18 protein-coding genes are annotated in these 16593 nt (G+C 71.0%); 11 read left to right on the top strand and 7 right to left on the bottom strand.

Features of this window, described 5'->3' with window-relative positions:
* Positions 1–107: 107 nt before the first annotated feature.
* From rpsB to AB0M30_RS15490, 5 genes are all read left to right on the top strand, one after another.
* Positions 108–983, top strand: coding sequence for a 30S ribosomal protein S2 (rpsB, locus tag AB0M30_RS15510; RefSeq protein WP_086852124.1), 876 nt, complete (start codon positions 108–110; stop codon positions 981–983).
* A 93-nt stretch (positions 984–1076) separates the two neighbouring features.
* Positions 1077–1892 carry a translation elongation factor Ts gene (tsf, locus tag AB0M30_RS15505; RefSeq protein ID WP_364584525.1) on the top strand — a complete coding sequence of 272 codons (816 nt, stop codon included), beginning with the start codon at positions 1077–1079 and terminating at the stop codon, positions 1890–1892.
* A gap of 117 nt (positions 1893–2009) precedes the next feature.
* Complete coding sequence (gene pyrH / locus AB0M30_RS15500; protein WP_013223864.1) at positions 2010–2753, top strand: UMP kinase; 744 nt, start codon at positions 2010–2012, stop codon at positions 2751–2753.
* A 48-nt stretch (positions 2754–2801) separates the two neighbouring features.
* Positions 2802–3359, top strand: a complete 558-nt coding sequence (gene frr / locus AB0M30_RS15495) for a ribosome recycling factor (RefSeq protein ID WP_020644474.1) — start codon at positions 2802–2804, stop codon at positions 3357–3359.
* Between the two features lie 368 nt (positions 3360–3727).
* Positions 3728–4591, top strand: a complete 864-nt coding sequence (locus tag AB0M30_RS15490) for a phosphatidate cytidylyltransferase (protein WP_364584895.1) — start codon at positions 3728–3730, stop codon at positions 4589–4591.
* Here the strand turns inward: AB0M30_RS15490 and AB0M30_RS15485 are convergent.
* Positions 4588–5433 carry a VOC family protein gene (locus tag AB0M30_RS15485; protein WP_364584523.1) on the bottom strand — a complete coding sequence of 282 codons (846 nt, stop codon included), beginning with the start codon at positions 5431–5433 and terminating at the stop codon, positions 4588–4590. The two genes, AB0M30_RS15490 and AB0M30_RS15485, sit on opposite strands and share 4 nt — an antisense overlap.
* Positions 5434–5547: 114 nt before the next feature.
* Between AB0M30_RS15485 and AB0M30_RS15480 the strand changes: the two genes are divergently transcribed.
* The gene (locus tag AB0M30_RS15480) at positions 5548–6360 is read left to right on the top strand and encodes a class I SAM-dependent methyltransferase (RefSeq protein WP_364584894.1); all 813 of its coding nucleotides are present in this window, start codon (positions 5548–5550) and stop codon (positions 6358–6360) included.
* Here AB0M30_RS15480 and AB0M30_RS15475 read toward each other — a convergent pair.
* Complete coding sequence (locus tag AB0M30_RS15475) at positions 6297–6920, bottom strand: PadR family transcriptional regulator (protein ID WP_364584522.1); 624 nt, start codon at positions 6918–6920, stop codon at positions 6297–6299. The two genes, AB0M30_RS15480 and AB0M30_RS15475, sit on opposite strands and share 64 nt — an antisense overlap.
* Before the next feature lie 119 nt (positions 6921–7039).
* Here AB0M30_RS15475 and AB0M30_RS15470 point away from each other — a divergent pair, with 119 nt between their 5' ends.
* Both AB0M30_RS15470 and AB0M30_RS15465 read left to right on the top strand, forming a co-directional pair.
* Entirely contained in the window at positions 7040–7525 is a 486-nt protein-coding gene (locus tag AB0M30_RS15470) for an Lrp/AsnC family transcriptional regulator (RefSeq protein ID WP_360182695.1), read from the top strand.
* Positions 7526–7632: 107 nt separating this feature from the next.
* A complete protein-coding gene (locus AB0M30_RS15465) occupies positions 7633–9927 on the top strand; it encodes a pyruvate dehydrogenase (RefSeq protein ID WP_364584520.1) in 2295 nt (764 codons plus the stop codon).
* Here the strand turns inward: AB0M30_RS15465 and AB0M30_RS15460 are convergent.
* Positions 9920–10498, bottom strand: a complete 579-nt coding sequence (locus AB0M30_RS15460; protein WP_364584518.1) for a hypothetical protein — start codon at positions 10496–10498, stop codon at positions 9920–9922. The two genes, AB0M30_RS15465 and AB0M30_RS15460, sit on opposite strands and share 8 nt — an antisense overlap.
* A 154-nt stretch (positions 10499–10652) precedes the next feature.
* On the opposite strand from AB0M30_RS15460, the gene rlmN reads away from it, so the two are divergent.
* Entirely contained in the window at positions 10653–11759 is a 1107-nt protein-coding gene (gene rlmN, locus AB0M30_RS15455) for a 23S rRNA (adenine(2503)-C(2))-methyltransferase RlmN (protein ID WP_364584516.1), read from the top strand.
* A gap of 32 nt (positions 11760–11791) precedes the next feature.
* Entirely contained in the window at positions 11792–12058 is a 267-nt protein-coding gene (locus AB0M30_RS15450) for a hypothetical protein (protein WP_364584514.1), read from the top strand.
* On the opposite strand, the gene AB0M30_RS15445 is transcribed toward AB0M30_RS15450, so the two are convergent.
* Positions 12059–12304: a hypothetical protein gene (locus AB0M30_RS15445; RefSeq protein ID WP_364584513.1), complete on the bottom strand. Its 246-nt coding sequence runs from the start codon at positions 12302–12304 to the stop codon at positions 12059–12061.
* On the opposite strand from AB0M30_RS15445, the gene AB0M30_RS15440 reads away from it, so the two are divergent.
* A complete protein-coding gene (locus tag AB0M30_RS15440; RefSeq protein ID WP_364584512.1) occupies positions 12296–12616 on the top strand; it encodes a hypothetical protein in 321 nt (106 codons plus the stop codon). The genes AB0M30_RS15445 and AB0M30_RS15440 overlap by 9 nt on opposite strands.
* Here AB0M30_RS15440 and AB0M30_RS15435 read toward each other — a convergent pair.
* The 3 genes from AB0M30_RS15435 to AB0M30_RS15425 all read right to left on the bottom strand — a co-directional run bounded on the left by AB0M30_RS15435 (position 12597) and on the right by AB0M30_RS15425 (position 16587).
* Entirely contained in the window at positions 12597–13739 is a 1143-nt protein-coding gene (locus AB0M30_RS15435; RefSeq protein WP_364584510.1) for an MAB_1171c family putative transporter, read from the bottom strand. The two genes, AB0M30_RS15440 and AB0M30_RS15435, sit on opposite strands and share 20 nt — an antisense overlap.
* Positions 13736–14251: a hypothetical protein gene (locus AB0M30_RS15430; protein ID WP_364584508.1), complete on the bottom strand. Its 516-nt coding sequence runs from the start codon at positions 14249–14251 to the stop codon at positions 13736–13738. The genes AB0M30_RS15435 and AB0M30_RS15430 overlap by 4 nt, the downstream gene beginning before the upstream one ends.
* Positions 14252–14361: 110 nt before the next feature.
* A complete protein-coding gene (locus AB0M30_RS15425; protein ID WP_364584506.1) occupies positions 14362–16587 on the bottom strand; it encodes a molybdopterin-dependent oxidoreductase in 2226 nt (741 codons plus the stop codon).
* Positions 16588–16593: the final 6 nt, after the last annotated feature.

Here is a 16593-nt window from a genome sequence, read left to right as displayed (position 1 = left end):
ACCGGCACGGGCACCAGGGCGAACGGCCTCCCGGCCGCGAGCGACAAACCGAGCAGCGCGTCAGCGGAAGCGAAGCGCGCACTACACAGAAGAGGTTGATTCCGGCAATGGCCGTCGTCACCATGAAGCAGCTGCTCGACAGCGGCGTGCACTTCGGGCACCAGACCCGTCGGTGGAACCCGAAGATGAAGCGCTACATCTTTACCGAGCGCAACGGCATCTACATCATCGACCTGCAGCAGACGCTGACCTACATCGACCGTGCGTACGAATTCATCAAGGAAACCGTCGCGCACGGCGGCACCATCATGTTCGTCGGCACCAAGAAGCAGGCTCAGGAAGCCATCGCCAACGAGGCCGCGCGCGTGGGCATGCCCTACGTCAACCAGCGCTGGCTCGGCGGCATGCTGACCAACTTCCAGACCGTGCACAAGCGTCTCCTCCGCCTCAAGGAGCTCGAGGCTCGTGAGCAGACCGGTGGCTTCGAAGGTCTCACCAAGCGCGAGATCCTGACGCTGACCCGCGAGAAGGACAAGCTCGAGAAGACCCTCGGCGGTATCCGCGACATGGCGAAGGTGCCGAGCGCGGTGTGGATCGTCGACACCAAGAAGGAGCACATCGCCGTCGGCGAGGCTCGGAAGCTGAACATCCCGGTCGTCGCGATCCTGGACACCAACTGCGACCCGGACGAGGTCGACTACCCGATCCCGGGCAACGACGACGCCATCCGCTCGGCCGCGCTGCTGACCAAGGTCGTCGCCGAGGCCGCGGCCGCCGGTCTGATGGCCCGCTCCAGCCGCAACGGTGCTTCGGCCGACACGAAGCCGGAGCCGGGCGTCGCCGCCGACGAGCCGCTGGCCGAGTGGGAGAAGGAGCTGCTCGCCGGCTCCGAGACCGCCGCCGCCGACGCGACCGAAGCCGCCGCTGCCGTCGAGGCGGCCCCGGCCGAGGCCGCCACCGAGCAGGCGACCGCCTCCTCCTGACGCTCCACCCGCCCGTGCGGCCGTGCCCTCTGGGGGCCCGGCCGCACGGGTGTAGCAACCCACAGATTTCCTGCGAAGGATGGATTTACCAGAATGGCGAACTACACCGCCGCTGACGTGAAGCGCCTGCGCGAGATGACCGGCGCCGGCATGATGGACTGCAAGAAGGCCCTCGAGGAGAACGGCGGCGACTTCGACAAGGCCGTCGAGTTCCTCCGCATCAAGGGTGCCAAGGACGTCGGCAAGCGCGCCGAGCGCGCCACCGCCGAGGGCCTGGTCACCGGCGAGGGCGGCGTCCTCATCGAGCTCGACTCCGAGACCGACTTCGTCGCGAAGAACGCCGACTTCCAGGCGCTCGCCGCGAAGATCGTCGAGGTCGCGAAGACCGTCAAGACCTCCGACGTCGAGGCGCTGAAGGCTGCCGAGCTCGACGGCAAGACCGTCAACGAGGTCGTCCAGGAGCTCTCGGCCCGCATCGGCGAGAAGCTCGAGCTGCGCCGCGTCGTGGCCTTCGAGGGCCAGACCGCGACCTACCTGCACCGCCGCGGCTCCGACCTGCCGCCGGCCGTCGGCGTGCTCGTCGAGTTCACCGGTGACGACGCCGAGGCCGCCCGTGGTGCCGCCATGCAGGTCGCCGCGCTGCGCGCGAAGTACCTGACCCGCGACGAGGTGCCGGCCGAGATCGTCGAGAACGAGCGCCGCATCGCCGAGCAGACCGCCCGCGAAGAAGGCAAGCCGGAGCAGGCCATGCCGAAGATCATCGAGGGCAAGGTCAACGCCTACTACAAGGACAACGTCCTGCTCGAGCAGCCGTCGGTCAAGGACAACAAGAAGACCGTCAAGGCCCTGCTCGACGCGGCCGGCGTGACGCTGACCAAGTTCGCGCGCTTCGAGGTCGGCCAGGCCTGACGTCAGGCCAGGGCGTAGGTTCTACCCCCACAGTGCCCCGTCTCCGTCCATCGGGGACGGGGCACTGTCGGGTCCAGAGGAATTCACAGCGGTCGAGGGGCGTAGGAGGCGACATAGATGGGTGACCGGGTCGAAGGTGGCTACCGGCGGGTGCTGCTGAAACTGGGCGGCGAGATGTTCGGCGGTGGTTCGATCGGCGTCGATCCGGACGTCGTCCACTCGGTCGCGCAGCAGATCGCCGACGTCGCCCGCACCGGCGTCCAGGTCGCGGTCGTGATCGGCGGCGGCAACTACTTCCGGGGCGCCGAGCTGTCGCAGCGCGGCATGGACCGTGACCGCGCCGACTACATGGCGATGCTGGGCACCGTGATGAACTGCCTCGCGCTGCAGGACTTCCTGGAGAAGGAGGGCCTGCCCACCCGCGTGCAGACCGCCATCACGATGGGCCAGGTCGCCGAGCCCTACATCCCGCGCCGCGCCGAGCGGCACCTGGAGAAGGGCCGCGTCGTGATCTTCGGCGCCGGGGTCGGCATGCCGTACTTCTCCACCGACACCGCGGCCGCGCAGCGGGCGCTCGAGCTGGGCTGCGAAGCCGTGCTGATGGCGAAGGCCGTCGACGGCGTCTACACCGCGGACCCGAAGGCCGACCCCACCGCCGAGATGTTCCGCGAGATCACCCACCGCGAGGTGCTGGAGCGGGACCTCAAGGTGGCCGACGCGACGGCGTTCAGCCTCTGCATGGACAACAACATGCCGATCATCGTGTTCAACCTGCTCACCGAGGGGAACATCGCCCGCGCGGTGAGTGGTGAAAGAATCGGCACGTTGGTCAGCACCCCCACTGCCGGGGTGCCGGCCTAGACCTGCTGGGATCAGCAAGCGCCACCCATCACAACAACGGGAGTAGCCGTGATCGACGAGACCCTCCTCGACGCCGAGGAGAAGATGGAAAAAGCGGTGTCCGTCGCCAAGGATGATCTGACGTCGGTGCGCACCGGCCGGGCCACCCCGTCGATGTTCTCGCGCATCGTCGTCGAGTACTACGGCGCGCCGACCCCGCTGAACCAGCTGGCCAGCGTGAACGTGCCGGAGGCGCGGATGGCGCTGATCAAGCCATACGACCAGACCCAGCTCGTCGCGATCGAAAAGGCCATCCGCGAGTCCGACCTCGGGGTCAACCCGAGCAACGACGGCAACGTGATCCGGATCGTCATCCCGCAGCTCACCGAGGAGCGGCGCAAGGAGATGGTCAAGGTGGCCAAGAGCAAGGGTGAGGACGCGCGGGTGACCATCCGCAGCATCCGCCGCAAGGCCAAGGAAGAGCTCGACCGCATCGGCAAGGACGGCGAAGCGGGCGAAGACGAGGTCGTGCGCGCGGAGAAGGAGCTGCAGAACCTCACCGACACGTACTCGCACAAGGTCGACGAGCTGGTCAAGCACAAGGAAGCCGAGCTGCTCGAGGTCTGATGGCAAAGGTGAGCGAGGAACGCGAGGACCGGGTGGACGCCACCGGAGCACACCCGGCAGCCACGCCCGGGACGCCGGAGCCGGGTGACGCCGGCAGCCCGGCCACGCCGGAGTTCCCGGGAACCGCCGGGGCGCCGACTTCTGCGGGCGAGGCTTCGGCGACCTCGGAAAACGGCCGCGCGGCGGGGACGCCGATCGTGCCGGAGGCTTCGGGCACCGGCGAAGCGGCCCGGTTGTCGGCCGCCGGAACCGCCGCCGCGGAAACGCCGGCGGGCTCGCGGGCCGATGCTGCGGGCGACGCTTCGACGACCGCCGGAGCAGGAGCCGCTGCCGGCGGCGTGGCGGCGGAAACGCCTTCGGCGAACGGCGTGGCGGCCGGGGCAACCGCGGCCGCGGAACCGGCGCCGGAGGCCAAGAAGGCCTCCAAGGCCGGCCGGAACCTGCCCGCGGCCATCGGGGTGGCGCTGCTGCTCGGCGCCGCGATCATCGTTTCCCTGCTCACCGTGCGCTACCTGTTCATCGGGATCATCGCGATCGCGATCGCGGTCGGCACCTTCGAGTTCGCCGGGGTGCTGCGCCGGGTCGCCGACATCCGGGTCGCGATGATCCCGGTGCTCGTCGGCGGGCAGGCGATGATCTGGCTCGCTTGGCCGTTCGGCCGGGAGGGCGCGCTCACCGCGTTCGTCCTCACCGTGCTCGCCTGCCTGCTGTGGCGGCTGCCCGGCGGCGCGAAGGGCTACCTGCGCGACATCAGCGCGTCCACCTTCGCCGCCGCCTACCTGCCGCTCTTCGGTGCCTTCGCGGCGATGCTCGTGCCGCCGTCGGACGGCGTCGGGCGCGTCCTGACCTTCCTGATCGGCGTCGTCGCGTCGGACACCGGTGGCTACATCGCCGGCGTGCTCGGCGGCAAGCACCCGATGGCGCCCACCATCAGCCCGAAGAAGACCTGGGAAGGCTTCGCGGGTTCGGTGATCGGCGGCGTCGTGGCCGGAGCGCTGACGCTCAGCCTGCTGCTCGACGGCCACGTCTGGCAGGGCGTGATCTTCGGTGTCGCCATCGTGCTGACCGCGACCCTCGGCGACCTCGTCGAGTCGCTGATCAAGCGCGACCTCGGCGTCAAGGACATGGGCACGCTGCTGCCCGGGCACGGCGGGATCATGGACCGCCTCGACTCGCTGCTGCCCTCGGCGGTCGTGTCCTGGCTGCTGCTTTCGGCGTTCGTGCCGGTCTAGTCGTCGTAGGGGTCGTCGACTTCCGCGCGGCCCCAGCCTTCGGCGACGCGGGAGTGGTCGATCACCGCGAAGACCGCGCCCTCGGGGTCGGCGAGGATCGACATCCGGCCGAACGGGGTGTCGTAGGGCTGGATCACCACCGTGCCGCCGTGCATGAGCGCCTCGCCCGCGACCGCGTCGACGCCGCGGGCCGGGTCGATGTCGAAGTACACGAGCCAGTGCGGCGGGGTGTCGAGGCTGTATTCCGAACCCATCACGTACCGGTACAGCACCGGCTCGTGCTCGATGAGCCATTCGACGTAGTCGAGCATCTCGCCGTCGCCGATCTGATGGCTGCCGTAGGTGAACAGCTTGGTGTAGAAGTGATCCGCCGCGACGCCGTCGTGGGTGTTGAGGTCCGCGCCGCTGAAGGTGTTCGGGATCCCGGTGACGAACTCCCAGTTCGGCGGCACCTCCCAGAACACCACCGGCGCGCCGCACGCGTCCATGGCGTGCATGATCATGCCGCGGTCCGGGATCGCCACCGGCCCGAGCGTGATCCGCCCGCCGAGGTGCTCCACCCACTCGGCCGCGCTCGCGGTGTGCGGCACGGAGATGTGCGGCATCCACCCCAGCGGCGAGCCCTGGGCGGCGCGGTAGAGCCCGCCCACGGGGAGCGTGTTGAGCGCCGCGATGGAGTAGCGGCCGTCGGAGGTCGCCGGGTCTCGTTGAGTGGTGTACTCCCAGCCGAAGAGGGCGCCGTAGAATCTTTCCGCCACGGCCTGCTCGCGACAGGCCAGCTCGATCCAGCACGGAATTCCGGCCGGGACCGGGGACGGGGTACTGGACGGGCCGATTGCCATGGGTGCTCCTCCCGATACCCACCGGATTCTAGGCGTGATCCGTGAGTTTTCCGCCAAGAAATCGCCTCCGTGAGAACACGGCCCGGCGACGAGGACCCGGAAGGAGCAGCGGGGGTGCGGTGGTCGTCCCGGCGCGCGGAGGTCGTGCCCAGCCCCAACATCTGGTACTACCAGGCCGATTACGAGCTGGAGAACCGCGCGCAGGACAGCGGCGGCGAGATCTGGCGGGTGCTTCGGGAGGAGCACGACTGGACCGGCCGGGACGTGCTGGACGTCGGCTGCGGTGACGGGTTTCACTTGCCGCGCTTCGCTCGTGACGCGCGATCGGTGCTCGGAGTGGAGCCGCACGAGCCGTTGGTGCGGACCGCGCTGAAGCGCGTCGAGGGACTGTCGAACGTGGACGTCCGGATGGGCCGGGCCCAGCGGCTGCCGGTTCGCAGCGCGAGCGTCGACGTCGTGCACGCGCGCACGGCGTACTTCTTCGGGCCCGGGTGCGAGCCCGGGCTGGCGGAGGCCGAGCGGGTGCTGCGGCCGGGCGGCGCGCTCCTGATCGTCGATCTGGACGTGACCAGTGAGCCCTACGGGCGCTGGATGCGCGCCGACCTACCGCAGTACGACCCGGGCGCCGTGGAACGGTTCTTCGCCCGGGCCGGGTTCGGCTGCCGCCGCGTCGCGACCGAATGGCGGTTCGCGACCGCCGCGGACCTCGAAGCCGTGCTGAAGATCGAGTTCAGCCGGCCGGTCGCCGAACAGGCGATCGCGGAGTCCTTGCAGCGTAACGGGAATCGCGCGCAGGACCTGACGCTGCCGGTGGGCTACCGCGTCCACACGCGGGTCAAGCCCACCGGCCTCGTCCTGCCAGGTCACTCGGCTGCTTCTTCCGAGGAAGCCGAGGACTCGTCCTCGTCTTCGCCGAGGATGCCGTAGAGCGAGCGCCGGGCGTCGTTGAGGACCTCGGCCGCGCGGGCCTGCTGGCTCTCGGTGCCCGCGCGCATGATCTGCACGACGGCGGCGGCCAGGTTCTTGCCCGCCTTGGCCAGCCCGACCTCGGTCGGGTCGACGTCCTGCGCGATGTGCTCCCACGGCGGGGTGCTGTCCTGCTCTTCCGCGGCGGTGCGGCCGGCGTCGGTCAGCTCGAACAGCTTCTTGCCGTGCTCGTCCTTGCTGATGACCAGGCCTTCGTCGGCCAGCAGCTGCAGCGTCGGGTAGACCGAGCCGGGGCTCGGCCGCCAGAAGCCGCCGGAGCGCTCGCCGATCTCGCGGATGATCTCGTAGCCGTGCCGGGGCTGCTCGGCGAGCAGCGCCAGGATCGCGGCGCGGACGTCACCGCGGCGGCTGCGCCGTCCGCCGTGACCCCGCCGGCCCGGTCCGTGGCCGCGACCGCGTCCACCGGGGCCGAAGCCCGGGGGGAACTCGCCGAAACCACCGAAGGGCCCGAAAGGTGTGCGCCCACGTTCGTGAGCGAAGGGGTGTTGGTGCCTACGCATGTCTTGTGTTCCTTTCTCGAACTGTTGCGACACGTTCACGATATATCGGAAACGGTCGGCTGGCAACCCGCTCATGGTGAGCCCGCTCACCTCCGCGCCCGGGTGGAAAGATCGGCGGCGTGCCGGAAACCATCGACGAGATCGACGCGCGCCTGCTCCAGGCGCTGGGCGAGGACCCGCGGTCGACCGCGGTCGCGCTGGCCGAGCGGCTGGGGCTGTCCCGCAACACGGTGCAGGCCCGGCTCGCACGGCTCGAGCAGCGCGGTGTCTTGCGGTCGTTCGAACGCCGCATCGACCCGGCCCGCCTGGGCTACCCGCTGCGGGCGTTCGTCAACGCGCAGGTCGACCAGCGGCGCCTCGCCGAGATCGGCACGGCCCTCGCCGCGATCCCCGAGGTGACCGAGGTGTGCGGGCTGACCGGGGCGAGCGACCTGATGGTGCAGGTGGTCGCCGTCGACGCCGACGACCTCTACCGGATCGCCGGGCACATCCTCGCCTCGCCGGGGGTGGAGCGGACGAACATCTCGCTCGTCATGCGTGAGCTCGTCCCGTACCGTCTGGCGCCCCTGCTGGAGCGCGTGCATTCTGCGCAGCCGGAGACCTGAGCTCTCGGCGTCCAGTGCGCATTCTGCGCACTCTCGGCGGCATCGGTTGTGCGATGCGTCCACCAGTGCTGTCCTGGTGGGCGCTTCCTGCACGAAAGGTGTCGACGATGACTCAGGCCCCCGTGACCGCCCCGGCGCTCACCGCGATCGAGCAGCGGGTGCTGTGGCTCGCCACCGCGATCGTGCACCAGGCCAACCGCGTCCGGCCCAACCCATCCGGGCTGAAGGTCGGCGGGCACCAGGCGTCGTGCGCCTCACCGGTCTCGATCATGACGTCGCTGTGGTTCCGGCACCTGCGTCCCGAGGACCGCGTCTCGGTGAAGCCGCACGCGTCGCCGGTGCTCCACGCGATCAACTACCTCCTCGGCGAGCTGGACGAGGCCTACCTGCCGACGCTGCGCGAGTTCGGCGGCCTGCAGAGCTACCCGAGCCGCGCCAAGGACCCCGACCCGGTGGACTACTCGACCGGCTCGGTCGGCATCGGCGCGACCGCCCCGATCTGGGGCGCGCTGGCCCGCCGCTACCTGACGGCCCGGGGCTCGTCGGCGGGCACCGGCCGCCAGTACTCGCTGGTCGGCGACGCCGAGCTGGACGAAGGCGCGATCTGGGAGGCCATCCTCGACCCGGGCGTCGCCGAGCTGGGCGAGATCGTCTGGATCGTCGACCTCAACCGCCAGTCCCTCGACCGGGTCGTCCCGAACATCGCGGCCGGGCGGCTGCAGGGCATGTTCGACGCCGCCGGCTGGCAGGTGCTCACGCTGAAGTACGGCCGCCTGCTGGAGGAGCTGTTCACCCGGCCCGGCGGCGCCGAGCTGCGCGCCCGCATCGACGCGATGCCGAACCCCGAGTACCAGCGGCTGCTGCGCTGCGACGCCGCGCAGGTCCGCGACCGGCTGCCCGCGGGCGACGCTGCCCTCTCCGAGCTGGTCGCGTCGCTCGACGACGAAACGCTGCTGGCTGCGATCCGCAATCTCGGCGGGCACGACCTCGGCTCGCTCGACGAGGTCTTCGCGTCCATCGCGGACGATCGGCCGACAGTGATCTTCTGCTACACCGTCAAGGGACGCGGTCTTCCCACGCAAGGGCATCCGCAGAACCACTCGTCGCTGCTGACCGTGGCGCAGATGGAAGAGCTGGCTTCGTCATCGGGCACGGACCTCGCGTCGCCGTGGGAGCGCTTCGCCGACGGGTCGGCCGAAGCCGCGTTGTGCGCTGAAGTCGCTTCGCGCCTTCGCCGTCCGGACATTCCTTCGGCGCCTTCGCTGGAACTGCCCGTCGACATCGGACGTACGCCTTCTGGGACCGCTACGACGCAGGCCGCGCTGGGCCGCGTGCTGCTCGACCTGACGCGCGAAGCGCCCGAAGCGGCGAAGCGCGTGGTGACGGTCAGCCCGGACGTCAGCTCGACGACCAACCTCGGCGGCTGGGTCAACAAGGTCGGCGTCTGGTCGGCCACCGAGCGCCGCGACTGGTTCGAGGACGACCCCGAGACGATCATGCACTGGCGGGAGAAGCCGACCGGCCAGCACGTCGAGCTGGGGATCGCCGAGACGAACCTGGTCGGCTTGCTGGGTGAGCTCGGCGCGACCTGGAGCCGGTGGGGCGAGCCGCTGCTGCCCATCGGCGTCATGTACGACCCGTTCGTCGAGCGCGCGCTGGAGCCGTGGTCGTTCGGCATCTACGCGGGCGGGCAGTCGATCCTGATCGGGACGCCGTCGGGGGTCACGCTCGCGCCGGAAGGCGGCGCGCACCAGTCGATCACCACGCCGTCGATCGGGATCGAGCAGCCCGGCTGCGTCAGCTACGAACCGGCGTTCGCGATCGACACCGAGTGGACCCTGCTGGCCGCGCTCGGCCGGCTCGGCAAGCCGGGCGGGACGTCGTCGTACTTCCGGCTCTCGACGCGGCCGGTCGACCAGACGCTCGCCGCGGTGCCGGCCGACCCGGCCGCCCGCGAACGCCGTCGCCGCCAGGTCGTGGCCGGCGCGTACCTCCTGCGGCGGGCGGCTGCACCGGCCGTCACGCTGGCGGCGATGGGGGCGCTGGTGCCGGACACCCTGGCGGCGGCCGAGCGGCTGGCCCAGGTCGGCGTCGAGGCCGACGTCGTGTGCGTGACGAGCCCGGGCCTGCTGTTCGAGGCGCTCCAAGCCCGGTCCGGCCGCGGGAGTGCCGAGTCGTGGATCCTGGACCAGGTCTTCCCCGCTTCGCGAGCGAAGCCGCTGGTCACCGTGCTCGACGGCCACCCGCACACGCTGGCGTTCCTCGCCGGGATCAACCGGGTGCCGTCGGTCGCGCTCGGCGTCACGGGCTTCGGGCAGTCGGGGTCGCTCGAGGACGTCTACCGCTACCACGGCATCGACACGGACGCGATCATCCGGGCCGCGCTCGACGCCGTCAGCTGAAGGTGGCGCCGGCGAGCAGGGCGTCCATCTTGGCGTCCCAGCCGGGGAAGGACCCGTACTGGACGATCAGGATCCGGCTCGTCGGCAGCCACCACATCCGCACCTGGTTGTTCTGCGCCGAGTTCTCGCAGGTGACCTTCCAGCGGCCGTATTCGGCGTTCTTGGGCCCGACCGGCGCGAAGCCGGAGTCCATGAGCGTGCTGCCGGTGGCGCCGGTGGCCTTGCCGGGCGGCGACGCGGGCGTGATGCAGGTCGGCAGGTCCGTGCCGGTGTACCAGCCGAAAGGCCGCTTCGTACTCGGAAGGTTGATCGGCGCGTCGGAGTCCGGCTTGCGCAGGTTCACGACCCGCGCTTCGCAGGCCACGGCGCCTTCGGCGACGCAGCCGTCCAGCAGGCCGTCCGGGCTGTGCTCGGTGTAGGTCGCGCCGGCCGGCAGGGTCAGGTGCAAGGACCCCACGGTGGCGCGCGGGCCGCTCGGCGTGCTCGGCGCGGGCGGGTGCTCGCCCGGGGTGCTGCAGGCGGCGGCGCTCAGGATGACCGCGGCCACCAGGACAAGGTGCCGGAAGGACACGCGCTCACCTCTTTCGTCGGGCGCCGGTTTTCACGCCGTCGATCATCCCTCCGGGTGACGCGGGCCCGCCGACCGGGGGCGGCCCGTGACCTGGGGTACACCGGCTAGGGTGGCTCGGGCGGTGCCGGCGGGCGCATGGGACACTGGTCCGGTTATGACTGCCCTTCCCCTCGTCTTCGACGCGCCCAAGCGCGGCCTGCCGCCGCGCCACCTCGCCGACCTCTCGGTGTCCGAGCGCGCGGCCGCCGTCGCCGAACTGGGGGAGAAACCGTTCCGCGCGAAGCAGCTGTCGAACCACTACTTCTCCCGCCTGACGGTGGACCCGGAGGAGATGACGGACATCCCGGCGGCGTCCCGGTCACGGCTGGTCGCGGACCTGATGCCGACGCTGCTGACCGAGGTCCGCGCCCTGGCGGCCGACGACGGCGCGACGCGCAAGACGCTGTGGCGAGCCCACGACGGCACGCTCCTGGAGAGCGTCCTGATGCGCTACCCGGACCGGGCGACGCTGTGCATCTCGAGCCAGGCGGGCTGCGGCATGGCGTGCCCGTTCTGCGCCACCGGCCAAGGTGGGTTGGACCGGAACCTGTCGACGGCGGAGATCGTCGACCAGGTCCGTTCCGCGGCGGCGGTCATGCGCGACGGGGCGATGCCCGGTGGGCCGGGCCGGCTGTCGAACATCGTCTTCATGGGGATGGGCGAGCCGCTCGCCAACTACAAGCGCGTCGTGGCCGCGGTGCGGCGGATCACGGATCCCGCTCCGGGTGGGCTGGGGATCGGTCAGCGGTCGGTGACGGTGTCGACGGTGGGGTTGGCTCCGGCGATTCGCAAGCTGGCGGACGAGAAGATGCAGGTTCGCCTGGCGGTGTCGTTGCACACGCCGGATGACGAGCTGCGGGACACGCTGGTGCCGGTGAACGAGCGCTGGTCGGTGGACGAGGTGCTGTCGGCTGCGCGGTATTACGCGGATACCTCCGGTCGGCGGGTGTCGATCGAGTACGCGTTGATCCGGGACATCAACGATCAGCCGTGGCGGGCGGAGCTTTTGGCCAAGCGGCTGCGGAAGCACCTGGGCCAGCTGGTGCACGTGAACGTGATTCCGCTGAACCCGACGCCGGGGTCGAAGTGGGATGCGTCGCCGAAGCCGGTGGAGCGGGAGTTCGTGCGGCTGGTCAATGCCGGGGGAGTAGCGTGCACGGTGCGTGACACGCGCGGTCAGGAGATCGCCGCCGCCTGCGGCCAGCTGGCCGCTGAAGGCTGAGTTTCTGTTTCAGTGATGGAGAAATCGTCGTGATGTATGCCCCCAGCCTGTTGGACCCGGCTGCGGAATCGTTGAAGCTGTCGGACGTGTGCGGTGCGACGCAGGTCGCTCGGGAAGCCCGGACGTTGCTGGGTGAGCGGTTCAGCTCGGTGACGTTCATGTACGTGCTGATGCGGGCGTACGAGGTCGAGTACAACGCGGCGCGGGACGCTTCGCGGTGGCACGAGTTCCATAGTGGGCCTCGGGCGCTTTCGGATGCCGATCTGGAGAAGCTGCTCGCTCCGTGGCTTGACCGCTGATCAGCCCCGCCAGTTCGGCAGGGTTTCGCGTCGGCTGCCGTCGTGGTTCGGCCGGTACTGCCCGGGGAAACCGGCCGTGGTCAGCGGCTTTTCGCCATCGTCGATCCTTTCTTGATTTAGCAATGCGTTGCTGGGTGGCCAGACGACGGCGGCGCTCGCGACACCGGCAAACGGTGCCGAAGAGGGCGTACGAATGGTGGCAGACAGTTCCCCGGCCGCGGTGTTAGAACGGTAGGCATGACGCATCGGATTTCTCGGTACGCCGCCATCGCCGTCGGGGTTGTCGCTCTGACCGGCGCCGGTGTCACACCCGCGTACGCCATCAGTGGCCCGATCCAGAGCTTCACGTTCACCGGGACCACGCTGACCGCGGTGAACGAGTATTCCAACTTCCCGCTCGGGCCCATCATCCCGTTCCCCGTCTCGATTTCGCGGGTGGTCGACGGCACCGCGCAGGTCGTGGCGAGCGGCAACGGCGTTGTGCAGTACCACTGCAACGGTGCCGCGCTCAACACCTACACCGCCAACGGCGTGGTCCTCAGCGTGCCCTGCGGCTGACCGGTCTTCCTGCTGCGCGTGCCGGCCGGGACGCTTCAGCGGTCCCCGCCAGGGACTCCGACAGGGCGACCAGCTCGCGGGCGTCGTCGTCGAGGCTGCCGCCGTCCGGGACGGCTATCGGCATCGGCTCCTCCGGGACCGGTTCGCGGCGGGCGTGGGCTCGCAACGCCTCCGTCAGCCGATCCGGCAACGGACCGTCCAAGCGCGCGACGTACGGGCTGATCCGGACCAGCCCGTCGCGGCATTCGATCACCCGCCGGTAGTAGCGGCGGTGGACGCCGAGCACGCTCAGCGCGTCCCGCCAGCGGCTGAGCGGCGTACGGCTCAGCGCGTCCTCCGGGAACGCCTCGTGCAGCTTCGTCCACAACGGACGGAGGCGGTGGTACGTCCGCAGGTGCTGCCACCACACCCGGGCCGCCGCCAGGCGGGTCGCGACGCCGGGGTAGGACAGGCCGACGACGAGCAGGATCGCGCTCGGGAACACCAGCCAGACCGTCGCCTGGACCAGCAGCCAGGGGATCGCCGCGCCCGCCCAGTGCACCAGGACCACCGCGATCAGGGTCGCTCCGCCCACCGCGCCGATCGCGAACCCCAGCGACGCCACCGACAGCCCGCGGGCCAGCCGCGGCGCCGCCCCGCGCGCGTAGCGGCGGGCGAAGAAGCAGGCGCTCGCGATGCCGTAGGTGAGGTACAGGTCGGCCGCGAGGTAGAAGAGCGAGACCCCCGCGCGGGGATACTGCGCCGGGGGGACGTCGGGCATGAGCACCGTGACCGTCGCCATCACCAGGATCGCCGCGCCCAGCGGTACCGCTTCCAGCAGGGCCCGCCGTCGTGCCTGGGCGGCCGGCCGGGCCGAGAACAGGAAGAAGCACGCCAGCGAGAAGACCAGGCCGCAGAGGAAGATGTGCTGGAACAGCAGCGGCACGATCCGCCCGGGGTCCGGCTGGTTGACGTCGCCCGCCAAGAGGCCCAGCGGGTAGGCGGCCGCGAAGCAGGCCAGGCAGGCGGTGACCATCCAGCGCGCGACGTCGCCCGGCGCGCGGGTGAGCTGGTAGACCTTCCACAGCAGGGCGGGGAACAGGATCACGCCCTGGACCACGATGAGCGTGATCTTGCTGTTCACAGCCAGCCCAGCCGTTCGTCCAGCGCGGCGTCGATCCCCCGCGCGGCACCCTCGCCCGACGACGGCGGGGCGACCCGGTCGAGGACCGACGCCCACTCCAGGATGATCGTCGCCACCGTCTCGGCCTCCCGCTCGCGGTCGGTGTCGTAGGAGGTGCGCAGCAGGGCCCGCCGGACCGCCTCCGGTTCCAGGCCCGGTGCCAGCTGGGCGACCAGGTCGTCGTTCTCCTCGGTGGCGCCGTGGCCGGCCAGCAGGTGGCCCAGCTCGTGCAGGATGATGTGGCGCTGGTGGGGCTTGCTCGTGTCCTGCTGGTAGACGATGTAGTCGGCCTGGGCGGTGGCGATCCAGGCCCCGAACGGCCCGGGCACCGGGATCCGGTGCGGGAGCAGCCGGATCGGGCGGCCGCGCTGCCGGCCGACGCTGCGGCACAGCTCGAGGACGTCGAGCGGCGGCCGGATGCCCAGTTCGTTCAGCAGCCGCCTGCAGCGGCGCCGCAACTCGCGTTCCTTCACCAGCCGCCTTGCCATCGCCGTCGGAGGACCACGGACGGTAGCCCCTTCCGCCCTTACGGTAGACGACGGCACCCCAGTCGATCATCGCCCGCCCCGGGGACCCGGAGCCGCTAGGCGTTCTCCCGGGCGATCTCGCACAACGACGCGCGCAGCGGTGAACTGCCGCTCACCGGGTCGCTCGGTCCCTGGCTCAGCACGAGGTTCAAATTGGCGCTGCCGTCGCCGGTGACCGGATAGCCCGGCTCGCCGAGCCCGGCCGCGGGCTGCCACCAGCCGTGCTGTCCGCACACCACGCCCGGGTCGAGGTTGACGTTGAACTTCGCCCGCGCGCGGACGCTGCCCCGGGGCGTCTCCAGCCGCACCCAGTCGCCGGCGGTGATGCCGCGCGCCGCCGCCGCGTCGGGGTGCAGCTCGACCTGGGGATCCGGGGCGGACTTGCGCAGGCTGGTGATGGCGCGGTGCTGGGTCTCGCAGAAGAACAGCGACTTGGCGCAGGTGAGGATCAGCGGGTAGCGGGCCGCCAGGTCCGGCCGGGACAGCGGGCTGAGCGACGGCTCGTCGTAGCCCGGCAGCGGCGGGTAGCCCTGCCGGAGCAGCTCCTCGGAATACAGCTCGACCACGCCGGAGGGCGTCCGGAAGCCGCGCTGCTCGTACTTGCGGTGGACCGTCGGCAACGGCAGCCGGATGCCTTCGGGCGCGGCCCGCAGCTGTTCGAGGGTGACGCCGCTGGGCATGAGCCGGTGACGCCAGGCCGCCTCGATGTCACCATCGAAGAAGTGCTCGCCCAGGCCGAGCGCGAGCGCCAGGTCGAAGATGATCCGCAGGTCGGGGCGCGCTTCGCCGCGCGGGGCGACCAAGGGACGGCGCAGCTGGACGGTGGACTGCGCGTCCTGGCTGATCTCGAACCCGATCCGCAACGCCTCCGCTTCCCACGCGCTGGTCGCCGGCAGCACGATGTCGGCCTGCTCCGCGGTCGGGTTCAGGAACAGGTCCGTGTGCACGAAGAAGTCCAGCGCGCCGAGCGCATCCCGGCCGCGGGCGCTGTCGCCGTGGGCCAGCACCAGGTTGGCGCCGAAGTTGACCAGCGCCCGGGCCCGGTAGGGGACGCCGTCCAGCGCCGCCCGGTAGAAGTCCTCGCCGGTGACGAACTCGAACCGCGCCGGGCCGAGCGGCCGCTCGGCGACGCCGATGGCCTTGGCCCGCTGCCCGGCGGAGAGCAGCGGCATCCCGTCGACCGGATTCGCCGGCACCGGCGTGAACAGGACGTTCCCGCCGGGCACGTCGAGGCACCCGGTGAGGGCGTACAGCTGCGCGATGGCCCGCACGGTCTGCGTCGCGTTGCTGTGCTGTTCGAGCCCGCTCGAGGTGTAGAACGCGACCGGGCGCGCTTCCCAGAGCAGCCGGGCGGTGGCGGTGATCCGGTCCGCGGGCACGCCGGTGATCCGTTCGGCGACGTCGGGGGTGAACCGGGCGCACTCCTCGGCGATGAGGTCCCACACCCGGCGGGTCGCCACCCCGTCCGGCGGGGGTGTGCCGGGCGCCAGCAGCTCGCCGGTGTCGGTCCGGACCGGCCACGACGCATTGGTCCACCGGTTGACGAATTCCTTGTCGTACCAGCCGTTTTCGATCATCTCGTGCGTGATGGCCAGCGCGAGCGCGGCGTCCGTGCCGGGCCGGACGCGCAGCCAGTGGTCGGCCTTGCTCGCCAGCCCGGCCCGGCGCGGATCCACCACGACGAGCTTCGCACCCCGGCGCAGTGCGGCCGTGGTCGCGGTGGCGTGCGCGAGCCGGGACACCGACGGGTTGTACCCCCAGTAGAGGATGCAGCCGGCGCGTTCGAGGTCGGGCAAGTAGCCGCCCGGCACCGGCTCGCCCCAGGTGTAGGTGGTGGCCAGGTGGCGACCCCAGCCGCACAGCTCCATGTAGCTGACGAGGTTCGGGCTGCCGAAGGCCCGCCGGAGCCGCGTCAGCCAGTCGGCGGAGTCGGACATGGCCGACGTCGACGGCGAGGCGCTGCCGAACACGACCGCTTCCGGCCCCGACTCGGCGGCGATCGCCGTCAGCCGCGCCGCGACGGTGGCCAGCGCCTCGTCCCAGCCGATGCGCTCCCAGCCGGGGTCGGCCGCGCCCTTCGGAGCGGTCCGCCGCAGGGGGTGCAGCAGCCGATCGGGGTGCGCGACGATCTCCGGCGCGGCCTTGCCCTTGACGCAGATCGCCTGGCCGGTGGGGTGGCCGGGCAGCGGGCGCAGGGCGAGCAGGCGGCCCTCGTCGACGGTGGCGGTGGCTCCGCACCGGGACACGCACAGCGGGCAGAACGTCGCCACTTCGGTCGCCATCGGCGC

It is taken from the genome of Amycolatopsis sp. NPDC051716 (assembly GCF_040681595.1).
In the GTDB taxonomy this organism is placed as follows: domain Bacteria; phylum Actinomycetota; class Actinomycetes; order Mycobacteriales; family Pseudonocardiaceae; genus Amycolatopsis.
The sequence above is the reverse complement of the archived record's forward strand: the minus strand, read 5'-3'. Positions and strand labels throughout refer to the sequence as shown.